14 protein-coding genes are annotated in these 18,271 nt (G+C 59.8%); 9 read left to right on the top strand and 5 right to left on the bottom strand.

From position 1 onward, the window contains the following. On the top strand, positions 1-2,091 hold the full coding sequence (gene pta, locus HMPREF2528_RS03455; RefSeq protein WP_070507379.1) for a phosphate acetyltransferase: 2,091 nt from the start codon (positions 1-3) through the stop codon (positions 2,089-2,091). Positions 2,092-2,239: 148 nt separating this feature from the next. Here pta and HMPREF2528_RS03450 read toward each other — a convergent pair whose 3' ends face one another. After that, positions 2,240-2,677, bottom strand: coding sequence for a hypothetical protein (locus HMPREF2528_RS03450; RefSeq protein ID WP_049363696.1), 438 nt, complete (start codon positions 2,675-2,677; stop codon positions 2,240-2,242). A 313-nt stretch (positions 2,678-2,990) separates the two neighbouring features. Between HMPREF2528_RS03450 and HMPREF2528_RS03445 the strand changes: the two genes are divergently transcribed. From HMPREF2528_RS03445 to HMPREF2528_RS03415, 7 genes are all read left to right on the top strand, one after another. Further along, positions 2,991-6,221, top strand: a complete 3,231-nt coding sequence (locus HMPREF2528_RS03445) for a DEAD/DEAH box helicase (RefSeq protein WP_070542422.1) — start codon at positions 2,991-2,993, stop codon at positions 6,219-6,221. Between the two features lie 425 nt (positions 6,222-6,646). Further along, complete coding sequence (locus HMPREF2528_RS03440) at positions 6,647-7,357, top strand: DUF6318 family protein (protein WP_070507381.1); 711 nt, start codon at positions 6,647-6,649, stop codon at positions 7,355-7,357. 278 nt (positions 7,358-7,635) lie between these two features. After that, positions 7,636-8,532, top strand: coding sequence for a peptide ABC transporter ATPase (locus HMPREF2528_RS03435; RefSeq protein WP_246823868.1), 897 nt, complete (start codon positions 7,636-7,638; stop codon positions 8,530-8,532). Positions 8,533-8,957: 425 nt separating this feature from the next. Then, positions 8,958-9,371, top strand: a complete 414-nt coding sequence (locus HMPREF2528_RS03430; RefSeq protein ID WP_049354074.1) for a metal-sensitive transcriptional regulator — start codon at positions 8,958-8,960, stop codon at positions 9,369-9,371. Between the two features lie 63 nt (positions 9,372-9,434). Next, on the top strand, positions 9,435-9,650 hold the full coding sequence (locus HMPREF2528_RS03425) for a heavy-metal-associated domain-containing protein (protein ID WP_049360056.1): 216 nt from the start codon (positions 9,435-9,437) through the stop codon (positions 9,648-9,650). Positions 9,651-9,679: 29 nt separating this feature from the next. Further along, positions 9,680-10,066: a hypothetical protein gene (locus HMPREF2528_RS03420; protein ID WP_005504270.1), complete on the top strand. Its 387-nt coding sequence runs from the start codon at positions 9,680-9,682 to the stop codon at positions 10,064-10,066. Between the two features lie 204 nt (positions 10,067-10,270). After that, positions 10,271-12,781 (top strand): heavy metal translocating P-type ATPase, encoded by a 2,511-nt coding sequence (locus HMPREF2528_RS03415; RefSeq protein ID WP_070542419.1) that lies wholly within the window; start codon positions 10,271-10,273, stop codon positions 12,779-12,781. A 220-nt stretch (positions 12,782-13,001) separates the two neighbouring features. Here HMPREF2528_RS03415 and HMPREF2528_RS03410 read toward each other — a convergent pair whose 3' ends face one another. The 3 genes from HMPREF2528_RS03410 to HMPREF2528_RS03400 all read right to left on the bottom strand — a co-directional run bounded on the left by HMPREF2528_RS03410 (position 13,002) and on the right by HMPREF2528_RS03400 (position 15,724). Further along, positions 13,002-13,658 (bottom strand): NAD(P)H-dependent oxidoreductase, encoded by a 657-nt coding sequence (locus HMPREF2528_RS03410; protein WP_049332370.1) that lies wholly within the window; start codon positions 13,656-13,658, stop codon positions 13,002-13,004. Between the two features lie 126 nt (positions 13,659-13,784). Continuing rightward, complete coding sequence (locus HMPREF2528_RS03405) at positions 13,785-15,245, bottom strand: MATE family efflux transporter (protein ID WP_083297870.1); 1,461 nt, start codon at positions 15,243-15,245, stop codon at positions 13,785-13,787. 86 nt (positions 15,246-15,331) lie between these two features. Next, positions 15,332-15,724, bottom strand: a complete 393-nt coding sequence (locus tag HMPREF2528_RS03400; RefSeq protein ID WP_049332365.1) for an RNA-binding S4 domain-containing protein — start codon at positions 15,722-15,724, stop codon at positions 15,332-15,334. Between the two features lie 280 nt (positions 15,725-16,004). On the opposite strand from HMPREF2528_RS03400, the gene HMPREF2528_RS03395 reads away from it, so the two are divergent. After that, on the top strand, positions 16,005-16,832 hold the full coding sequence (locus HMPREF2528_RS03395) for a UDP pyrophosphate synthase (RefSeq protein WP_070542416.1): 828 nt from the start codon (positions 16,005-16,007) through the stop codon (positions 16,830-16,832). A 137-nt stretch (positions 16,833-16,969) separates the two neighbouring features. Here HMPREF2528_RS03395 and HMPREF2528_RS03390 read toward each other — a convergent pair whose 3' ends face one another. Further along, complete coding sequence (locus HMPREF2528_RS03390; RefSeq protein WP_246823866.1) at positions 16,970-18,136, bottom strand: ABC transporter permease; 1,167 nt, start codon at positions 18,134-18,136, stop codon at positions 16,970-16,972. Between the last annotated feature and the right edge of the window lie 135 nt (positions 18,137-18,271).

Below are 18,271 nucleotides of genomic sequence, written 5' to 3'. Positions count from 1 at the left end.
ATGACCACCGGTCTTTACCTCTCCGCTATGTCCCAGAACTCGGGCAAGTCCCTCGTAGCCCTGGGTCTAGCAGACTCCCTCATCAAGCGCGCAGACCGCGTCGGCTTCTTCCGCCCCGTATTCGACGGCGCAACCATCGCCGACGACCCCATGGCACGCCTCATCCGTGAACACTTCGGCCTGACCGAAGAGCAGGTAGGCGGCGCAGTCTCCATGACCGACGCACTCGCACTCATCGCAGAAGGCGACACCGAAGAGATCTCCGCACGCGCAGTCTCCGCATACGAGAAGGTCGCAGCACACAGCGACGTCGTAATCGTCGACGGCGTCTACCTGCCCGCCAACGCGCTCTCAGTCGAATTCGACCTGAACGTCCAGATTGCACGTGACCTTGGCCTGCCCGTCGTCGCAATCGTCGGCGCACAGGAAGAAACCGTCGAAGAAGCAGTCACCGCAGTCGACGTGGCACGCACCGAACTGCTCGCCTCCAAGGTAGACCTGCTCGCAATCATCGTCAGCCGGGCAGAACCCGAACTGCGCGACGAAATCGAAAAGTCCGTCAAGCGCGGCGACGCAAACCTGCCCGTCTACGTACTGCCCGAAATCCCCGAACTGAACGCACCCACCGTCGGTGAAGTTGCCGAAGCCCTCAAGCTCGACACCGAAGGCATCAAGGCAGAAGACCTCAGCCGCGACATCCACGGCATCAAGGTCGCAGCAATGAACGTCTCCAACTTCCTCAACCAGTTCGTCGACGGCGACTTCGTCATCGTCCCCGGCGACCGTGCAGACATCGTCGCAGCAACCCTCGCATCCGCACTGGCACCGACCTTCCCCGCACCCTCCGGCGTGCTGCTCACCGGCGGCCTGGACGCGCTGCCCGGCAAGAACACCGCAGTCGGCTCCCTCATCGACAACGCGCCGTTCCCCGTGCTGTCCACCACCAAGGACACCTTCAAGTCTGCACGCGCAGTCTCCCGCGTCCGCGGCACCCTCGAAAGCGGCCACCAGCGCAAGCTCGCAGCGGCAATGGGCGGTTGGGACGAGCACGTCAACAAGGACGAACTGCTGGCACGCCTCGAAATTGAGCGCCCCGCATCCATGACCCCGCTGCGCTTCCTGCACAACCTCATCGAGACCGCACGCGCAAACCGCCGCTCCGTGGTCCTGCCCGAGGGTTACGACGTGCGAATCCTGCGTGCATCCGAAATCATTGCACGCCGCGACTTCTGCGACCTGATCCTGCTCGGCAACCCCACCAAGATTGCAGAGATCTGCCAGGCCGAAGGTATCGAACTGCCCAGCACCGTTCGTATCATCGACATCGAAAACAACGAGTACACCGAGGACTTCGCAGCAACCTACGCTGAGCTGCGTGCACACAAGGGCGTCACCATTGAGGCTGCTCGCGAGCGCATGACCGACCCCTCGTACTTCGGCACCATGCTCGTTTACAAGGGCATCGCCGACGGCATGGTTTCCGGTGCAGTGAACACCACCGCGAACACCATCCGCCCCTCGCTCGAGTTCATCAAGACCCGCCCCGGCACCAAGATCGTCTCCTCCGTCTTCCTGATGCTGATGGAAGACCGCGTTCTGGTCTACGGCGACTGCGCAGTGAACCCGAACCCCAACGCAGAGCAGCTCGCCGACATCGCGAAGGCATCCGCAGAGACTGCACGCCAGTTCGGCGTCACCCCCAAGGTTGCTATGCTGTCCTACTCGACCGGCACCTCCGGCGCTGGCGCAGACGTGGACGTTGTGCGCGAGGCAACCGAGCTCGTGCGCGCTTCGAACCCCGACTTCGCGGTCGAGGGCCCGATCCAGTACGACGCTGCTTCGAACATGTCCATTGCGTCGACCAAGCTGCCCGGTAGCGAGGTCGCTGGTCAGGCTACCGTGTTCATCTTCCCCGACCTGAACACCGGTAACAACACCTACAAGGCTGTTCAGCAGTCTTCGGGTGCTGCCGCTGTGGGCCCGGTTCTGCAGGGTCTGCGTAAGCCCGTGAACGACCTGTCGCGCGGTACCACCGTTGAGGACATCATCAACACCGTTGCGATTACCGCAATTCAGGCACAGAGCCTGTAAGGTGCACGCGGCGCTGTAGCGTGAAGGCTGCAGTGTTCCGTTGATATAGAAATCTCCCGCACTGGGCGGGGCATGCCTTAGAGGTGTGCTCCACCCGGTGCGGGAGATTTTTTGTAATTACAGGGTTTCTTGTAGTGCCATTCCCCGGTTAGTCCTTGCGGGTGCGGCGGAGGCGCACATAGTTAATCACGCCAAGACCAGCCATGCCCACGGCGGTCAGAACCGGGCCGAGGGCGGGTGGGAAGAGCCAGGTGAGCCCCGCCTCCACGGTGTAAGCGATGAGGCGGTAGGCAAGGTAGGTGCACACCGCCACGAAAAGCGCGTAGGCGACGATGATGCCGACCGGGCGGGGCTCGTAGCCTTCTCGTCGGGCGCGCAGAGCGGCACCCAGGGCGTTACCCAGGTACAGGGCGAGGGCACCGACGACGACAGCCGCGGTGAGGGCACCGTCAAGGAGCGTGCGCGGGGTCAGCGGTGCGGTGCCTACCTCCGAGAAGAGGTTGAGGATGCGCACCCCGGTGTAGGCGTAGCAGAAGATAGCTGCGGCGCGGATGGTGAGGGGTAGGTTGGTCCAGAAGGTTTTCATGCGGCCCCTTTCGAGGTGGAGGGCAGGCTTCTGTCTGAGTGTTACCCCAAGGATACCCAAGAATGCCGGAGTGTGATGCGAATCAATAGCGTTTGGGCTGGTGTGTTCTGCGTGCGGGGCGCTGTTTTTATTGCACCGAGAAGCCACATGTGTTTCGAAAAGCAACATATTATGTGGCTTCTCGAAACACATGTGGCTTTTCGAGGAGGATGCGGGGCAGAATTTTTGTAATTACAGGATTCCGCCACCCCTACCCCGTGAGCCGGTGACCACCCAAGCAGCGGCAAACCGCCCGGGCTGCTAGGCTGCTGCTATGACCACAACTGACGAAACTCTCCCCCTGGGGCTCTACGAACACCTCAAGAGCGCATCGCTCATGAGCCGCACCATCCCTGAAGGCGCGCAATGGCAGGAAGAAATCCTCGAAAAGGACGACTACAACATCCCCGAACTGCTCACCCAGTTCTTCGCCACCCAGCTGACCCCCGCCCTCGAAAGCCTCAAGACCCCCGCAGACCAGGTGGAACTCATCAACCGCATGATGGAGCTCCTGCCGCAGGATGCCGAAGAGCAGAACGATTCGTTGCTGACCGATGACGACAGCAACGTAATTCAGATGCGCGAGCTCGCCCTCACTGACGCAAAAACTACGCGCCCCGATATTCCTCTGAGTGACGTTGCTCTGATGACGAATACTTCTAAAGACCTGAATCTCAATACTGAAATTCAGAAAGAATTAGAAAGTGCAGACCGCGTAGATTTGCTCTGCTCATTTCTTAAAATGTCCGGCGTTAATAGTTTGAGTGAGCAGCTTAAAGCTATTAAAAATCGCGGTATCCCTTTCCGCATTATTACCACCACCTACATGGGCGCAACCGACCGCAAGGCTATCGACCGCCTCGTTGAAGAGTACGGTGCCGAGGTAAAAATCAGTTACCAGGGCGACAGCACCCGACTGCACGCGAAGGCCTGGCTGTTCCACCGCAATACCGGCATGTCCACCGGCTATGTGGGCAGCTCGAACCTGTCCAGTGCCGCACTCACTGACGGCCTGGAGTGGAATGTTCGCATCTCTAACCCGATTACACCCGGCCTGATCCGCCAGTTTGAAGGCCTGTTTGAAAGCTACTGGAAGAGCGGCGATTTTACCCTTTACACCGCCTCTGACCAGGAGAAACAGGAGTTGGATACTGCCCTGGCCAAGGCGGATATTACCGGCCGTAAAAGCAAGGGCCTGGAGTACGATATCGACTCGTCCCTGCTGGATGTGCACCCGTTCCCGCATCAGGTGCGCATGCTCGAAGAGATGCAGAACGCTCGTTCTAAGGGCCGCCACCGTAACCTCGCCGTGGCCGCAACCGGCACCGGCAAAACCGTGTTCTCGGCTCTCGATTACAAGCGCCTCTGCGAGCAGTACGGCAAAAAGCTAAAGTTGCTTTTCATTGCACACCGAAAAGAAATCCTAGACCAGGCGCGCCGCACTTTCGGCGACGTCATGCTTAAAGGTAATTTCGGTGAGCTCCTGACCGGCGGCAAAAAGCCTGAATATAATGAGGCTGTTTTTGCGACCGTTCAAACGTTGTCAGGTGCCGCCCTCGAAAGTTACGCGCCGGACTATTTCGACGTCATCATCATGGATGAATGTCACCACATTGAGGCCGCCAGCTGGGATAAAGTTTTTAACTATTTTGAACCCCGCGAATTCATTGGCCTGACCGCGACCCCGGAGCGAGAAGACGGAGTGAACATCGCCGACAAGTACTTTGGCGGCTACGTGGCAACCTCCATCCGCCTGTGGGACGCACTCGAAGACCACCTCCTCGTGCCCTTCCAGTACTTCGGTATTGCCGACGGCACCGACCTGCGCCGCGTCAACGTTCGGGGTGGCCGGTACGACGAAACCGACCTGGAAAAGCGGTACACCGACCACAAGGATGCTGAACGCCGCCTGCGCATCATTGTGGAGGAGCTACGCAAGAAGGTCGACAACCCCCTGCGCATGAAGGCGCTCGGCTTCTGCGTGAGCGTCAAGCACGCCAAATACATGGCCCAGAAATTCAACGAAATAGGACTCCCGGCAGACTGCTTGGTGGGTACGGATTCCGCCGAGCGTCGTGCCGAGGTTATGGGGAATCTTGCGGATGACAACCACGAGCTGACGACCATCTTCACCGTGGACCTGTTCAACGAGGGCGTCGATATTCCGAACATCGACACGCTCCTGATGTTGCGCCCCACCCAGTCGCTCACCCTCTTCCTGCAACAGCTGGGCCGCGGCCTGCGCCGTGCGCCGTTGAAGTCTGTTCTGACGGTCCTCGACTTTGTGGGACATCAGAACAAGAACTTCATGATTCACAGCAAGTACCGCGCTTTTGCACGACAAGGTGCCCTGACTGTGGATGATATTAAGAGCCCTGAACTACCGGCTGGCTGTCACTTCCACCTGGACGAGCTGACTCAGAAGCAGGTCATCCAGAAGATTCGCGAGTCCCTGCGCATGAATCAGAGCGCCCTCATCGACACCGCAAAGAGCTACCTGGAAGATATGCGCCGAAACTCCACGGACCTCGATATTCGTCCCACCGTCATTGACTTCATCAACCACTACGGATTGGGACTGCCGCAGATTTACGGCCGTAGCAGCAAGGTGCCCCTGCCCGGTGTCACTAAGCCCGTCGCAACGACCTGGACCAGCCTCCAGGCTGCAACTGGGCTGTACCCCGACCTGGTGGTTCCCTTCCATGACAACGTGGCCGTCGAGACGAATAAGCGTGTCAAGGCACTCACGCACGTGCACGACACGTTCCGCATTAACGCCTACCTGGAGCTGCTGAACACGGATATCCTGGAGCAGGACATGACCGATGAACAACGCCGCCATGCATGGATGCTACTGTTCTCCATCTGGCCGAAGGCCAAGTGGGACGGCTCCACCAAGAAGTTCACCCTCGACGAGGGCCTGGCAACCCTGCGCAAGAACCGCGGTATGCTGCAGGAGTTGGAGAGCGTCTGGAACTTCAATGCCGCTACGGATACCGTCTCCACCCTGCCGCTTTTTGAGGGCGAAGGCGTTCCTCTGCGCACTCACGCCTACTACTCCCGTGAGGAACTATTTGCTGGTCTGGGTGGTCAAGAGGGAAGTTTTGGTGTACCAGCCGGTTTCCAGCAGGGTGTCAGGACCTTCAGCTCGTCAAGCACTACAGCACTACTGGTGACGTTGGAGAAATCCGAGAAGCACTTTTCACCGGCCACCATGTACAAGGACTATGCCATCAGCAGGTCTGAATTCGCATGGGACTCGGATAACAAGACCTCTGCTAATACTGAGATAGGGCAGGTCCTCCAACATCATGAAGAGTTGGGGCGCCGCATCGTTCTTTTTGTTCGCCACGTCAAGACAGACGATCTAGGCACCAGTCCATACATGTGCCTGGGCACCGTGAAATACATTTCTCACGAGGGCTCTAAGCCGATGCATATTCGCTGGTCGTTGGACCGGCCGATGCCGGCGTCCATATTCCAGATCGCGAAGATTGCTTCGTAGGGAGTGAATAACCGCAGCAGGCGGCCCCAGATGCGTGTGTCCGGGGCCGTTTTTGTTTTACCGTGCCGTGCCGAAAAATTGTGCCATAGGTTAGTGTCTTTGGTCGTAGTTAAAAACCATGGCAGAAGACACTAAACCATGGCACAAATTCTGCAGAGACGGCGCCACCGCGGGTGCAGAGATATTTGATGCATAAAGCATTGAGAAGCTCGAATAATGACCAACCACCGTCATCATCCTCAAAAGAATGCAAACGACGGCAAACATGCGGTAGGGTGGTAACTGTAGTACTCAATAGCGCATTGATGCGATTGTTGGGCGAGCTACGGGGCTGTTTTCCTTCCGGTGGTCAGTTTGACCTGCGAAAAACGGTCCGACTAGTAACTAAACAACACACCATCACCGACGATAGGAGCGTATCTTCTATGGATTCGACCATTTTCAACCGCCGTACCTTGCTGGGCGGCGGCGCACTTGCGGGCCTGGGGGCCCTGCTTGCGGCATGCGGCCAGCAGGCAAATAACGAGGCGGCAGCCACCGCAACTGCCGCACCAAGCGAATCGGCATCTACTTCTGCTGCGGCATCTGAATCTGCATCAGCTTCAGCAACCCCCTCTACTGTCCGAGGCTACTCTGGCGGTTCCAAGGCGCCGGATGGGGAATACCGCCCTGCTGATAAGTACGGTCCGGCACAGAATGTACCGAAGCCTAACGTTCCGGAGGACGGCTACAACGAAAAGTCTTTGGAGGGCATGCGCAAGACAATGGATGCCTGGATTTTGTGGGCAAATTACGGCACTCAAACTGGCGATTACTCGATGGCTCGCAAGTTCATCTCGCCAAATTTCAAACGTGAATTGGAAGAGTATAAAAATGCAGAAGAGCTTTATCAAAGCGGTGGATGGATTATTGGTGGAATCGACCATTTTCTAGCCGATGGAAACCCTTGGTCCGAAGACGGTGAAACCTACTTCTGGAAAGCCTATCGCGAATGGGATCGTGAGATCTTTGTTGAGTCTGATGGGAGCTGGGTTAGCTGGACCAATGATGACAAAACTGATGATACCTTCAAATTTGAACTGAAGCACAACGGTCAAAAATGGGAAATCATTGATTATGTAAGTGTTGAGGACTAAACATGAGACAGAATATTAAAAATATTTCATTGATAATTATTGGAATAAATATTGTATGCTCATCAATCGCTCCGGCATTAGGTAGCGACTCGACAAAAGAATGTTCATCTGAAAATAGCGCCAAAGTATGTCAAACCACTAAGAATACAAAATATAAAGACAAAAGCGGAGGCAATAGAAACACAGGTCATACCTCAGAAAATATAAATGACGGAAATTACCCATCTCAGTCATCAAATTCAGAACCTAACACCTACGCCTCCAAAGGCGCTAACGGCATGACCGTAATTCGCTCCAAGAGTGACTCTCGTATCCTTGGCTGCGTAGGTAAGGGCGGAAAGATTGGAAACGTAAAACTCAACAATCTTATTGTTCGTGACGATGGGACCTACATTGATGGTGGCTTTGGCAAGTATAGCCGCACCTCAGAAACCTGTGTTCCCGAGGATACCCGCACCTTCACCAGTGCCGACAGTCCGGGTCCCACCGGTCCGACCTACGAAGAAGTCATGGAGGAAATCCGCCATGCTGCAGAGTCCCTAGAGCCGGGCAAGCCGACCCTGCACCAGTCCTACAACAACCCCGCAGGAACCGGCCGAGCAGAAGGCGACCCCAACGTCTACAAGGGCGACCAGATCAACTTCTACGTCGACGACGGAGGCCCCTACCGCCTCGAAGCAGACATGCTCGCCGGACACGTCGAAATTGAGCTCATGCCCTCCTCCTATGTCATCGAGTACGGCAACGGCGATACAGATACCAACTACACTGCGGGCAAACCGGTCACCACCTACCCTCGTGAGCGTCCGCGGCAGACGGATACCAGCTACGCTTACCAGCGTTCCGGTAATTTCCATGCGTATGCGACCGTGCATTACACGGCTCGTTTCCGTGTGGACGGCGGCCCCTGGCAAATGATGGAGGTGACTCCGCAGGCGACCAGTGATCCGTTGCTGGTGCGTGTGTGGTGGGTTGATGTGGGACGCGTCGGCGGCACCTGCGATGAAGACGACACCCGTTGGGGCTGCAAGAACGACCCCACCATGGGTAAAAAAGATAACCCGAACCCGCGCCTGCGCAAGGCCGATATTCGCACCGGTCAGCGTTGGCACCTGAACGATAACGGTGACGGGGACACGGAGTATTCACTGCACCGTGACTGGCCCGACATGTAAACCACTTCTAACCCAACATATAAATAACCGCAGCAGGCGGCCCCGGATGCGCAAGTGTTCGGGGCCGCTTGCTTTTTAGACAGAGGTTTTCGATAGGTTAGTGCCTTCGCCGTGGGTCTTTAACCCGCAGTGAAGACACTAACCTATCGACGAAAAGGCTAAGTCATAACCAATAACCGGCTCTCACCTACCTGGCGCAGCCGGAGATCCGGTCATGGGTTTACGGATTTGTGCCATAGGTTAGCGTCTTTGGTCGTAGCTAAAAGCCATGGCAGAAGATACTAAACCATGGCACAAATTCTGTACGGGTTACAGCCCCATAGCGAAAATTCTCGGCGTAAAAAGTCTCGGCATGAAAACCCATACCGCGTCACAACCCGTAACACCCCCTTGCGTGATACCCCCCTAGGGTATATACTGGAGTCATGGAAACCACTAGCAACCAGTGCTGCCACAGCACATCCAACCAGGTCAGCACCGCCTCCGGCACACCCACCGAGGCGCACACCGGCGCATGCTGCAGCGGCGAGGCACCCGAAACCCAGCACGGCTACACCTCCAACAAAGAGGCGCACCTCAAGCGCCTGCGCCGCATCGAAGGGCAGGTCCGCGGCATCGCCCGCATGGTCGACGAAGATAAATACTGCATCGACATCCTCACCCAGGTTGCTGCGGTCTCCAAGGCGCTCCACGCCGTCTCCCTGAACCTGCTCGAAGAGCACATCGGCCACTGCGTGACCGGCGCTGCCGTCGAATCCGAACGCACCGGCGACCCGACCATCGCAGAGGCCAAGGTTAAAGAGGCAACCGCCGCGATCTCCCGCCTCATGCGTAGCTAAACGCGCTGCATCTAAACACCGGGCGGACCCAAGTTTTCAACCCATTACCGAAAGGAAATCATCATGAGCACCACCACCGTTAAGGCAACCGGCCTGACCTGCAACCACTGCGCTATGAGCGTCAGCGAAGAGGTCAGCGAAGTTCCCGGCGTGACCGGCGTGAACGTGGACGTCGTCAAGGACGGCGTCTCCACCGTGACCATCGAGCACGAGGGCACCCTCAACACCCAGGCTGTCGCAGACGCTATCGTAGAGGCTGGCTTCACCCCCGCCGTCTAGCACGGCAGCCGGCTCGATTAGGAGTCATCATGGCTTACCCTCCGCAGTACATTGCGATGGTTGTTGGCGCGGTCCGCACCCTTGTCGGCACCGAAAACATGCACCTGCGCGACGCGATCACCCGCGTGGCCAGGCAGATGAATCTGGATGCAGCACTGGTCGATTCGTGGGTGAAGCAGAGCCCCGAATATACGGCGCGTGAGGATGCGCCCGGCGCCGCGCGACGTAGCGGCACGAGCGCGAATAAGCGTTCCGCCGAGCACGAGCAGGGCGTGAAGGCGCGTGAGAAGGCGAACGCTTCGCCGTTCCCGCGGGCTGCCGTGAAGCGTGCCTACGGTGTGTCTGATCGTGGCGCGAAGGTGACCGGTATTCGCCCGCATACGAGCAGGCCGGATGGGCTGCCCGGCGACCACTGAGCCGCCGCTTTCACAGCCGCAACCATACTCCCGCCGCCGCGTTTACAGCCTCGCGGTTTTACTCGCAGCTTTCGCCCTCGCGCACCCTCGACGGTGCGCCCTGATACTGCACCATACACCGTCCGGGGCGGGGTCCTTCGAGGCCCCTCCCCCGGCTTGGTGTGTACCTTTTTCTACCCTCCCGTTTTTGAGTTTTGAGGAAGTATTGTGTCTTCTACACAGCCTTCACTAACCACCCGTGAGCCCTCGTTACAGAGTGAGCGCTCTCTTTTTAATTCCGCCGGAACGACCGTAAAATCAACGGAGTCAACCCGAATCATCCACGTGGATATTCAGGGTATGACCTGCGCATCCTGCGTGGGTCGCGTGGAGCGTAAGCTCCGCAAAATCCCCGGTGTTGACCCGGCGGTGAACCTGCCGCTGGAGTCCGCGCGCGTCATCGTACCCGAGGGCGTGAGCGACGAGCAGATTGTTGAGACCATCAACAACGCCGGCTACAAGGCGCACCTCAAAAACGGCCCGCGCGTGGGCGCCGCGACTGATGCGAGCGCATCCGACGGCGGCGGTCAGCACACCACCCCGAGCATGAAGGGCGGCTTCACCGACCGCATTATCTACGCGACGATTCTGGGTGTGCCCATCTTCCTGATTTCCATGTTCCCGGCGTTCCAGTTCCCGAACTGGGGCTGGGTCGTGGCGATTCTGACCGCGCCGGTCGCGTTCTGGTGCGCCGCGCCGTTCCACCGCGCCGCGCTCATCAATGCCCGTCACGGCTCCTCCACGATGGATACGCTCGTGTCCCTCGGCGTGGTCGTGGCGTACTTCTATTCGCTGGCGCAGCTGCTCATGAACCCGGCGTTGACGGCGCACGTGCACCATGCGGGCGGCAGCTTCTGGTCGATGTTTACCGGCCACCATGCGCCGCTGTACTTCGATTCGGCGTCCATGGTGACGCTGTTCCTGCTGATTGGCCGCGCAATTGAGCACCGCACCCGCCACCGCTCCTCGGATGCGCTGCGCACCCTGCTGAGCATGGGCGCGAAGGAGGCGACCCTGCTGCGCACCGATAAGCAGGGCGTGACCAAGCAGGTGCAGGTTCCGGTGGAGGACCTCATGCCGGATGACCTGTTCCTGGTGCGCCCGGGCGAGAAGATTGCCACGGACGGCGTGGTGGTCGAGGGTACCTCCGCGGTGGATGCGTCCCTGCTGACCGGCGAGTCTGTGCCGGTGGAGGTGCATCCGGGCGATACGGTCACGGGTGCCACGGTGAACACTTCGGGTTCGTTGACGGTGCGCGCCACCCGCGTGGGCACCGAGACGACCCTGGCGAAAATGGGTGAGCTGGTGGCGAGCGCCCAGGAGACGAAGGCTCCGATTGCCCGCCTGGCGGACCGTGTTTCTGCGGTGTTTGTGCCGGTGATTTTGACGATTTCGGCGCTGACTCTGATCGGCTGGTGGCTGGTGTCCGGTGACGGTGCGGCGGCGTTTAACGCAGCGGTGTCGGTGCTGGTGGTGGCCTGCCCGTGCGCCCTGGGCCTGGCGACCCCGACGGCTCTGCTGGCGGGTACGGGCCGCGGCTGGCAGCTGGGCATTTTGATTCGTAATGCTCAGGTGCTGGAGGCGACGAGCACGGTTGATCGCGTGGTGCTGGATAAGACCGGTACGGTGACGACCGGTGAGATGTCTGTGGCGTTCTACGGCACCTTCGGTGACTACGAGTCGGCGGGTGACCTGGCCGGTATTTCGCCGGAATCCGCAGATTCCAAGAACGAGCGTTCTCTGTCTGTTCTGCGTGATGCCGCCGCCGTGGAGGCGCTGAGCGAGCACCCGATTGCCCGCGCGATTGCCGGTTTCGCCCGCGAACAGGGCGTGCTGGCGGAGGGCGTTTCGGCGCCGAACGTGAGCGACTTCGAGGGTGTTCCCGGAGGCGTGCGCGGCGTGCTGAGCGGCGCGGGTGAAGGTGCTGAGAGTGGCGCCTCCCAGCTGGTTGTGGTGGGTACTCCCGAGTACCTGCAGGCAGCCGGCGCGCAGCTGAGCGAGGCCCAGTTGGCCCTGCTGGATCAGGCTCGCCGGGCGGGTCTGACGACGGTGGTTGTCGCCCGCGGCGAGGCCCCGAATAACGAGGCCGCAGAAAACGCTCCCGCCCCGCAGCCGGTCGGCATGATTTCGGTGGCCGACACCCCCAAGCCGGAGGCCGCCGAGACCATGGCGCAGCTGCGCGAGCTCGGTCTGGAGCCCATCCTGCTCACCGGCGACGCCCCGCAGGTTGCGCAGGCGGTTGCCTCGCAGGTCGGCATTTCGGCTGAGAACGTGTACGCCGGCGTGACCCCCGAGGGTAAGTCGCAGGTGGTGCGCCAGTTGCAGGAGGCCGGTCACCGCGTGGCGATGGTCGGCGACGGCGTGAATGACGCCCCGGCGCTGGCTCTTGCTGAGCTGGGCATTGCGATGGGTTCGGGCACGGACGTTGCCGCGGAGGCCGCCGATATCGTGCTGACCCGCTCGGATGTCGCCTCGGTGGTCACGGCGCTGCGCCTCTCCCGGGCTACGCTGCGCACCATCAAGTCGAACCTGTTCTGGGCGTTCGCCTACAATTCGGTGGCCGTTCCGGTCGCCGTGGCGGGCCTGCTGAACCCGATGATTGCGGGTGCGGCAATGGCGTTCAGTTCGGTGTTTGTGGTGCTGAATTCTATGCGTCTGACGGCGTTTAGGAAGTAGCGTTCCGCCGCTATACGGGCCGGTCACACAGGCCGGCGCCGTTATACGGGTCGAATCGCCCCGCGCGATTTCAAACGAAAAATTCAAAAGCGCATCTCACCGTGCTTTCGCGCGGTAAAGATATAAAGAAATGCACCGCCTGTGTAAGGGCGGTGCATTTCTTTATATTCAGTTTTCACGGGCGGCGGCTTGAACATCTCGCCGACAGCCCGGCAGAACCTTACGCCCAGGTGACCAGGTCCTCGATGGAGCGGCGGCTCTTCGGGGCAATCTCGCGGGCACGGTAACCGAAGGTCACAGCCACGGACACGCCGTACTCCTCCGGGTCGAACAGGCCGGCAGAAGTGAGCAGCTCGTTCACTGCCTCGTAGTTCATACCCTCAATGGGGCAGGAGTCGATGCCGAGCATTGCGGCGCCGGTCATCATGTTGCCCAGGGCGATGTAGGTCTGCTTGGATGCCCAGTCGAAGAGCGCGCGGTCGCTTTCCAGGACCTTCATGTCGTTCTTCTGGAAGTTACCGTAGCGTTCGAGTGCGGCCTCCATCTGCTCCTCGGTGAGGTTGCGGCTTTCGAGGGTGCGGCGCATCCACGGGGTGTCGTAGCGCAGGCCCTTCTTCGCCAGCAGAACAACCAGGTGGCTTGCGTCGTCGAGGGCGCCCGCCATGCCCCAGGCGATCGGCTTGAGCTTTTCGCGCAGTTCGGGGTCCTGGATGACCAGGAACTTCCACGGCTCGGTGCCGACGGAGCTGGGCGACAGGCGCGCAAATTCGAGGATTGCGGCAAAGTCTTCGTCGCTGATGCGGCGGTCGGGGTCGTAGGCGCGGGTTGCGCGGCGGCGGGCGAAAATTTCGAGGGCTTCTTCGCGGGTTACGGTCACGGTTTCATCCTTTGCATGAGGGTTTCAATATCCTGTCATGCTACACCTGCGGAGGGTGCCGGCGGTACGAAATGTGGCGAGTTACGCCCAAAGCACGTATGTTCGAAGCAGTCAGGCTCGAGGGGTTTAGGCACCGGCTTTCATCCACACATCCGAGCGGGCGCGGCGACCGAAAATGACCGCGCGGATTCCCTGGAAGTACAGAATATACGCGGCCCACAAGCCGCAATACCCGGCGAGCGCATCCATGGCACCGGCGCCGACCGCCCAGTGCAGGCCGAGCATGACCGGTACGTACATAACCAGCATGATGAAGCAGCCGATTGCCAGGTATTTCACGTCCTGCGCACCCATGAGGATGCCGTCCAGGGCGAACACGTACGCGGCGATGGGCTGGCCGAGGGCAATGATGACGGTGGCGATGGTGAAGAGGAACGCCACCTGCGCGTCCTGCGTGAAAATCCAGGAGCCGAAGAAGCCGATGAGCGGGCAGATCAGGCCGGTGATGACGCCGTAGATGAGGCTCATGCGGAGCAGCCGGTTTTTCAGCTGGCGCACCTTTGCACGTTCGGATTCTACGTTGAGGTCGCGTTCGCCGAGTTCCTTGCCGAGTAGCGCCTGGGCGGCGATGGCGAGGGAGTCCAGGGCGTAGAGGAAGAGGTTAAATACGCCCATACCGAGCTGGTAGGCGGCGGTGTGTTCGGTGCCGAATCGTGCCACGACGAACACGGTCAGCAGGGAGGCGATACGCATGGACAGGGTGCGCAGCATAAGCCAGGAGCCGAGCGAGAGCACAGAGCGCATGCCGGCGACGTCAGGTGCCCAGGGGACGGCGTGTTCGCGGGTGCCGCGCATCATGACCACACCGAGCGCGGCAGCCATGCCCCACTGGGTGAGGGAGGTGCCGGTCGCCGAACCGGCAACGCCCCAGCCGACCGGGTAGATGAGCAGCCAGTTCAGCACAATGTTTACGAGCGTGCCGACCGTGGCGACTTTGAGCGGGGTGACGGTGTCTTGGAGCCCGCGGAGCGTGCCGACCTGCGCGAGGATAATCATCATCGGCGGAATACCCCACAGCGAATGGTGCAGGTAGTCCAGGGCGTAGCTCATGGTTTCGTCGGTCGCGCCGAGGCCGCGCAGCAGCGGGTCTGCGAAGGCGTATCCGGCGATCATGAGAAGCATGCCGAGGCCGAAGGCGACCCACACGCCGTCCACGCCAATCTGCCAGGAGCGGCGCAGGTTCTTCTCGCCGAAGGCGCGCGCCACGGCGGGCGTGACGGAGTAGGCGAGGAAGTTCATGAGGCCCACGACCGTGGTGACGAGCGTGGCGGCGATGCTCATGCCCGCGAGTTCTGCCTTGCCGAGTTGGCCGATGAGGGCGGAGTCGGTGAGCACGAAGATGGGTTCGGCGATGAGCGCGCCGAAGGCGGGTACGGCGAGCGCGAGGATGCGCCGGTTCAGCGAAGACTCGGCGGTGTTGGTACCGGCATTGGTGCTGGGGCTCGCGGCGGTATTCGCGGCATTTTTAGCGGGCGCGCCGGGTTCGGTGCCGCTGGGTTCAGCAATAGGGTGCTTCTGTGTGCTCATCCTTCTAGGCTACTCCCCGCCGCGGCGGCGGGTGCCTGCGCGCGGGGCGGGGTGCACTCTGCGAGATAGGCGCGCGAGATGCGCGGTTAGGCGCCTCGGCCGCGTAGTTCGTCGAGGGCGCGGCGTTCCTTCTTGGTGGGGCGGCCGCTGCCTCGTTCGCGTTTGGCGACCGGGGGCATGGAGAGGTAGGCGGGGCGCGGGCCGGAAAGGTCTTCGTAGCAGGTGACGGCGATGGGGGCGCCTACGCGTTTGACGAGGAGTTTTTCAACTTTGAAGACGCGTTCCCAGCCGGGGTAGCGCACACGCACCACGTCGCCTTTTTTGAGTTTTTGGGAGGGTTTGGCGGGGGCGTCGTTGACGCGCACGTGGCCGCCTTTACATTCGTCGGCGGCGAGGGAGCGGGTTTTAAAGATGCGCACCGACCAGAGCCAGAGGTCGAGCCTGGCGCTGGTTAGTGTGTTGGTGTCTTCTGCGGTCATGTGTTCATTGTGGCGCGAGGCGGGCGGGGCACCAAATCAGGTGCGCCCACCTATCCTGCGCAATCTCACCGGGCAAATCCGCAACCGACACCGAACCCGCCACGCGGCAGAAAATTTTCTATTGCACGCACCAGCCTATTGGGGGCAAACTAGCCTCCACTAGGGGTATTGTTAAGTCACCTTCTCAAGAAGTGTTCTCAAGGCCACATCGTTCGCGTGGTCTACGGGGGGGTTGTGGCCGCGACGCCACGGGCTCCCCGTAACAGATTGGATATACACCATGTCAGCTTTGAAAAAGCTTATGGCGGCTGCCCTCATCAGCACTGCGCTGTCCTCTTGCTCCTTCGGCCCTTCTCTGGAGAAGGACGAAAGTGCCCGCGCGATTTTCGACGTAGAAAATGACCAGGTAATCCTACCCCTGGACGCTTACAACACCGACGGCAAGGACGAATACTACACCAAAGCCCTTGAGCTCGCCCGCAAAAAGTGCTTTGTCGAACACGGGCAGCACTACAAGATGTTTGTCCGCGCCGAGGGATCCGGAAGGAACTTCGGTAGGACCTACGGAATCTGGAATGTTGAGCGCGCCCAAAAATACGGCCTCCACGAGCCCAATGAATCGAATACGCTGGACCTCTCCGCCCCTGCACCCTCCTCCGACCCCGGGAAGGATGTCAGCACCGAATGCTATCAGCGCGCCCACAATGAGATGAAGCAAATTGGAGAGTCACCATTCGGCTCCGCCACGTATAGGCGTGTGGAGACCGATGCTCGAAACGCCGCTGGCGATAGGCAGCTCAAAAAATCCCTCGACGACGAGTGGAAGCGATGCGTCAAGGACAAGGGCCTCACCCCCGATAGTGAGATGACCGTCAAGGAAGAAAAGAACATTCCTCATAGCACCACCCCCTCAGAAGAGGAAATTCGAATCGCCGTCATCCAGGCGCAATGCAATCAGGATGTAGGCCGTTCGCAGAAGCTCTACGACCTGGAGGCGCAGTACCAGAAGCCGCTCGTCGCCAAGAACCAGGCAGCCCTGGAGAATGAGCTCAAAGAATTCAAGCGCCGGGACGAGCAGTTCAAGCAGTACGTGCTCGACAACCAGTAACAGCGAATAACAGCCGGTAATAGTCGGTGTGCCGAAAGGGTGTGTGCCGTGTTCAGTGAACGCGGCGCACACCCTTCTTACCTTGTACCGGCCATATTGTGCCGGCTACGTTGCGCCGGTTATCCAACCCGCGGTGGTTATGCCTCCACCGTTGCGGTGCGGCGCTCCTTGAGACCCCAGCCAATCACGCCGGTCAGCAGACCGAACGCAATCCAGGAACCAAGCACCAGCCACTGGTCACTCGTTGCAACCTCCGGGAAGTACGCAATCGAACGCAGCAGAGTCGAGGAGGCACCCGGCACCAACATCTGACCAATCTGCCCCCACACACCGGGCAGGAACACGCTCGGCATACTTGCGCCCGAAATCGGGTTACCAATGAACATGGTGATGACCGCGCCTACTGCGAGACCAATCAGCGGCGAAGACAGTGCACCCACACCCACAATGAAGAAGGCGGTCGCCAGGTAGGTAGCGCCGAACGCAGCCCACAGGGTTGCGAAGTCGCCGGGGATGATGCCGAACCAGACGTTCAGAATCAGGGCGGTCAGTGCACCACCGATGACGGAGTACAGGGTTGCGGTGGCGAAGCGGCGCCAGGTGCCGTTCACGCGCAGTACGGAGAAGGAACCGCCGAGAATACCGCCAATGACCAGCGGAAATGCGGAGATAGCGATACCGGAACCGGAGGAGTCATTCTCACTCAGGGGTACCACGACGGTGGTCTTCACCGCCATTGCGGATGCCTGCTCGGCCTGCACCTTCATCTGCTCCAGCTGGGCGGCGGCCTGCGCACCCTGTTCACCGCCCGTCTGCACCGCCTGGGTGAGGGCTTCCGTCTTAGCGGCGAGTGCCTTCTGCTGAATCTGCGCGTTCAGCTGGGTGGCAACACCGTTGAGCATCTGGGTTGCTGCGGCGTTTGCGGCTGGTGCGGTCAGCACTTCGGGGGCGGCGCCTTCGGTGAAGATGATTGCGCCGTAGGTTTCGCGCTGCTTGATTTGCTGTTCAGCCTCTTTGCGGGAGGATGCCTGCTTCAAGTCGAAGGTTTCAATACCTTGGTCTTTGAGGGACTGTTCAAACTGACTGACGGTCACCTCGGGGCCTGCGATAGAGACGGGCAGGTTCTTTGCTTCCATGGTCTTGGTGGGCCAGGTGAAGGCGAGGATGACGACCGCGACAATCAGGGATGCCAGCAGGGAGGTGCTGATGACCTTGATCCAGGAGGAGCGCTCAGGGCTTGCGGCGCTGGTTTCTGCTGCGGTCACCGATTCTGCGGTGACTGCGGTGGTGGTTTCGTTGTTCACGGCAATCTCCAAACAAAATGCTTATTTCGTTTACGAGCTAGAACTCTACTCCGATTTTTGGCACGCGCAAACGAAATAGCTATTTTGTTTGCAAGGTCACAAAAAGAATCAGCATTGTGTTTATACCTTCTGAGC

It is taken from the genome of Rothia sp. HMSC078H08 (assembly GCF_001808955.1).
Taxonomy (GTDB): Bacteria; Actinomycetota; Actinomycetes; order Actinomycetales; family Micrococcaceae; genus Rothia.
Note: the sequence above shows the minus strand (reverse complement) of the source record. Positions and strands in the feature narration are given on the sequence as shown.

Bases quoted from the DNA above. Each gene is read 5' to 3' on its own strand.
- pta (WP_070507379.1), top strand. From the start codon at position 1: ATGACCACCGGTCTTTACCTCTCCGCTATGTCCCAGAACTCGGGCAAG.
- HMPREF2528_RS03450 (WP_049363696.1), bottom strand. From the start codon at position 2,677: ATGAAAACCTTCTGGACCAACCTACCCCTCACCATCCGCGCCGCAGCT.
- HMPREF2528_RS03445 (WP_070542422.1), top strand. From the start codon at position 2,991: ATGACCACAACTGACGAAACTCTCCCCCTGGGGCTCTACGAACACCTC.
- HMPREF2528_RS03440 (WP_070507381.1), top strand. From the start codon at position 6,647: ATGGATTCGACCATTTTCAACCGCCGTACCTTGCTGGGCGGCGGCGCA.
- HMPREF2528_RS03435 (WP_246823868.1), top strand. From the start codon at position 7,636: ATGACCGTAATTCGCTCCAAGAGTGACTCTCGTATCCTTGGCTGCGTA.
- HMPREF2528_RS03430 (WP_049354074.1), top strand. From the start codon at position 8,958: ATGGAAACCACTAGCAACCAGTGCTGCCACAGCACATCCAACCAGGTC.
- HMPREF2528_RS03425 (WP_049360056.1), top strand. From the start codon at position 9,435: ATGAGCACCACCACCGTTAAGGCAACCGGCCTGACCTGCAACCACTGC.
- HMPREF2528_RS03420 (WP_005504270.1), top strand. From the start codon at position 9,680: ATGGCTTACCCTCCGCAGTACATTGCGATGGTTGTTGGCGCGGTCCGC.
- HMPREF2528_RS03405 (WP_083297870.1), bottom strand. From the start codon at position 15,245: ATGAGCACACAGAAGCACCCTATTGCTGAACCCAGCGGCACCGAACCC.
- HMPREF2528_RS03400 (WP_049332365.1), bottom strand. From the start codon at position 15,724: ATGACCGCAGAAGACACCAACACACTAACCAGCGCCAGGCTCGACCTC.
- HMPREF2528_RS03395 (WP_070542416.1), top strand. From the start codon at position 16,005: ATGTCAGCTTTGAAAAAGCTTATGGCGGCTGCCCTCATCAGCACTGCG.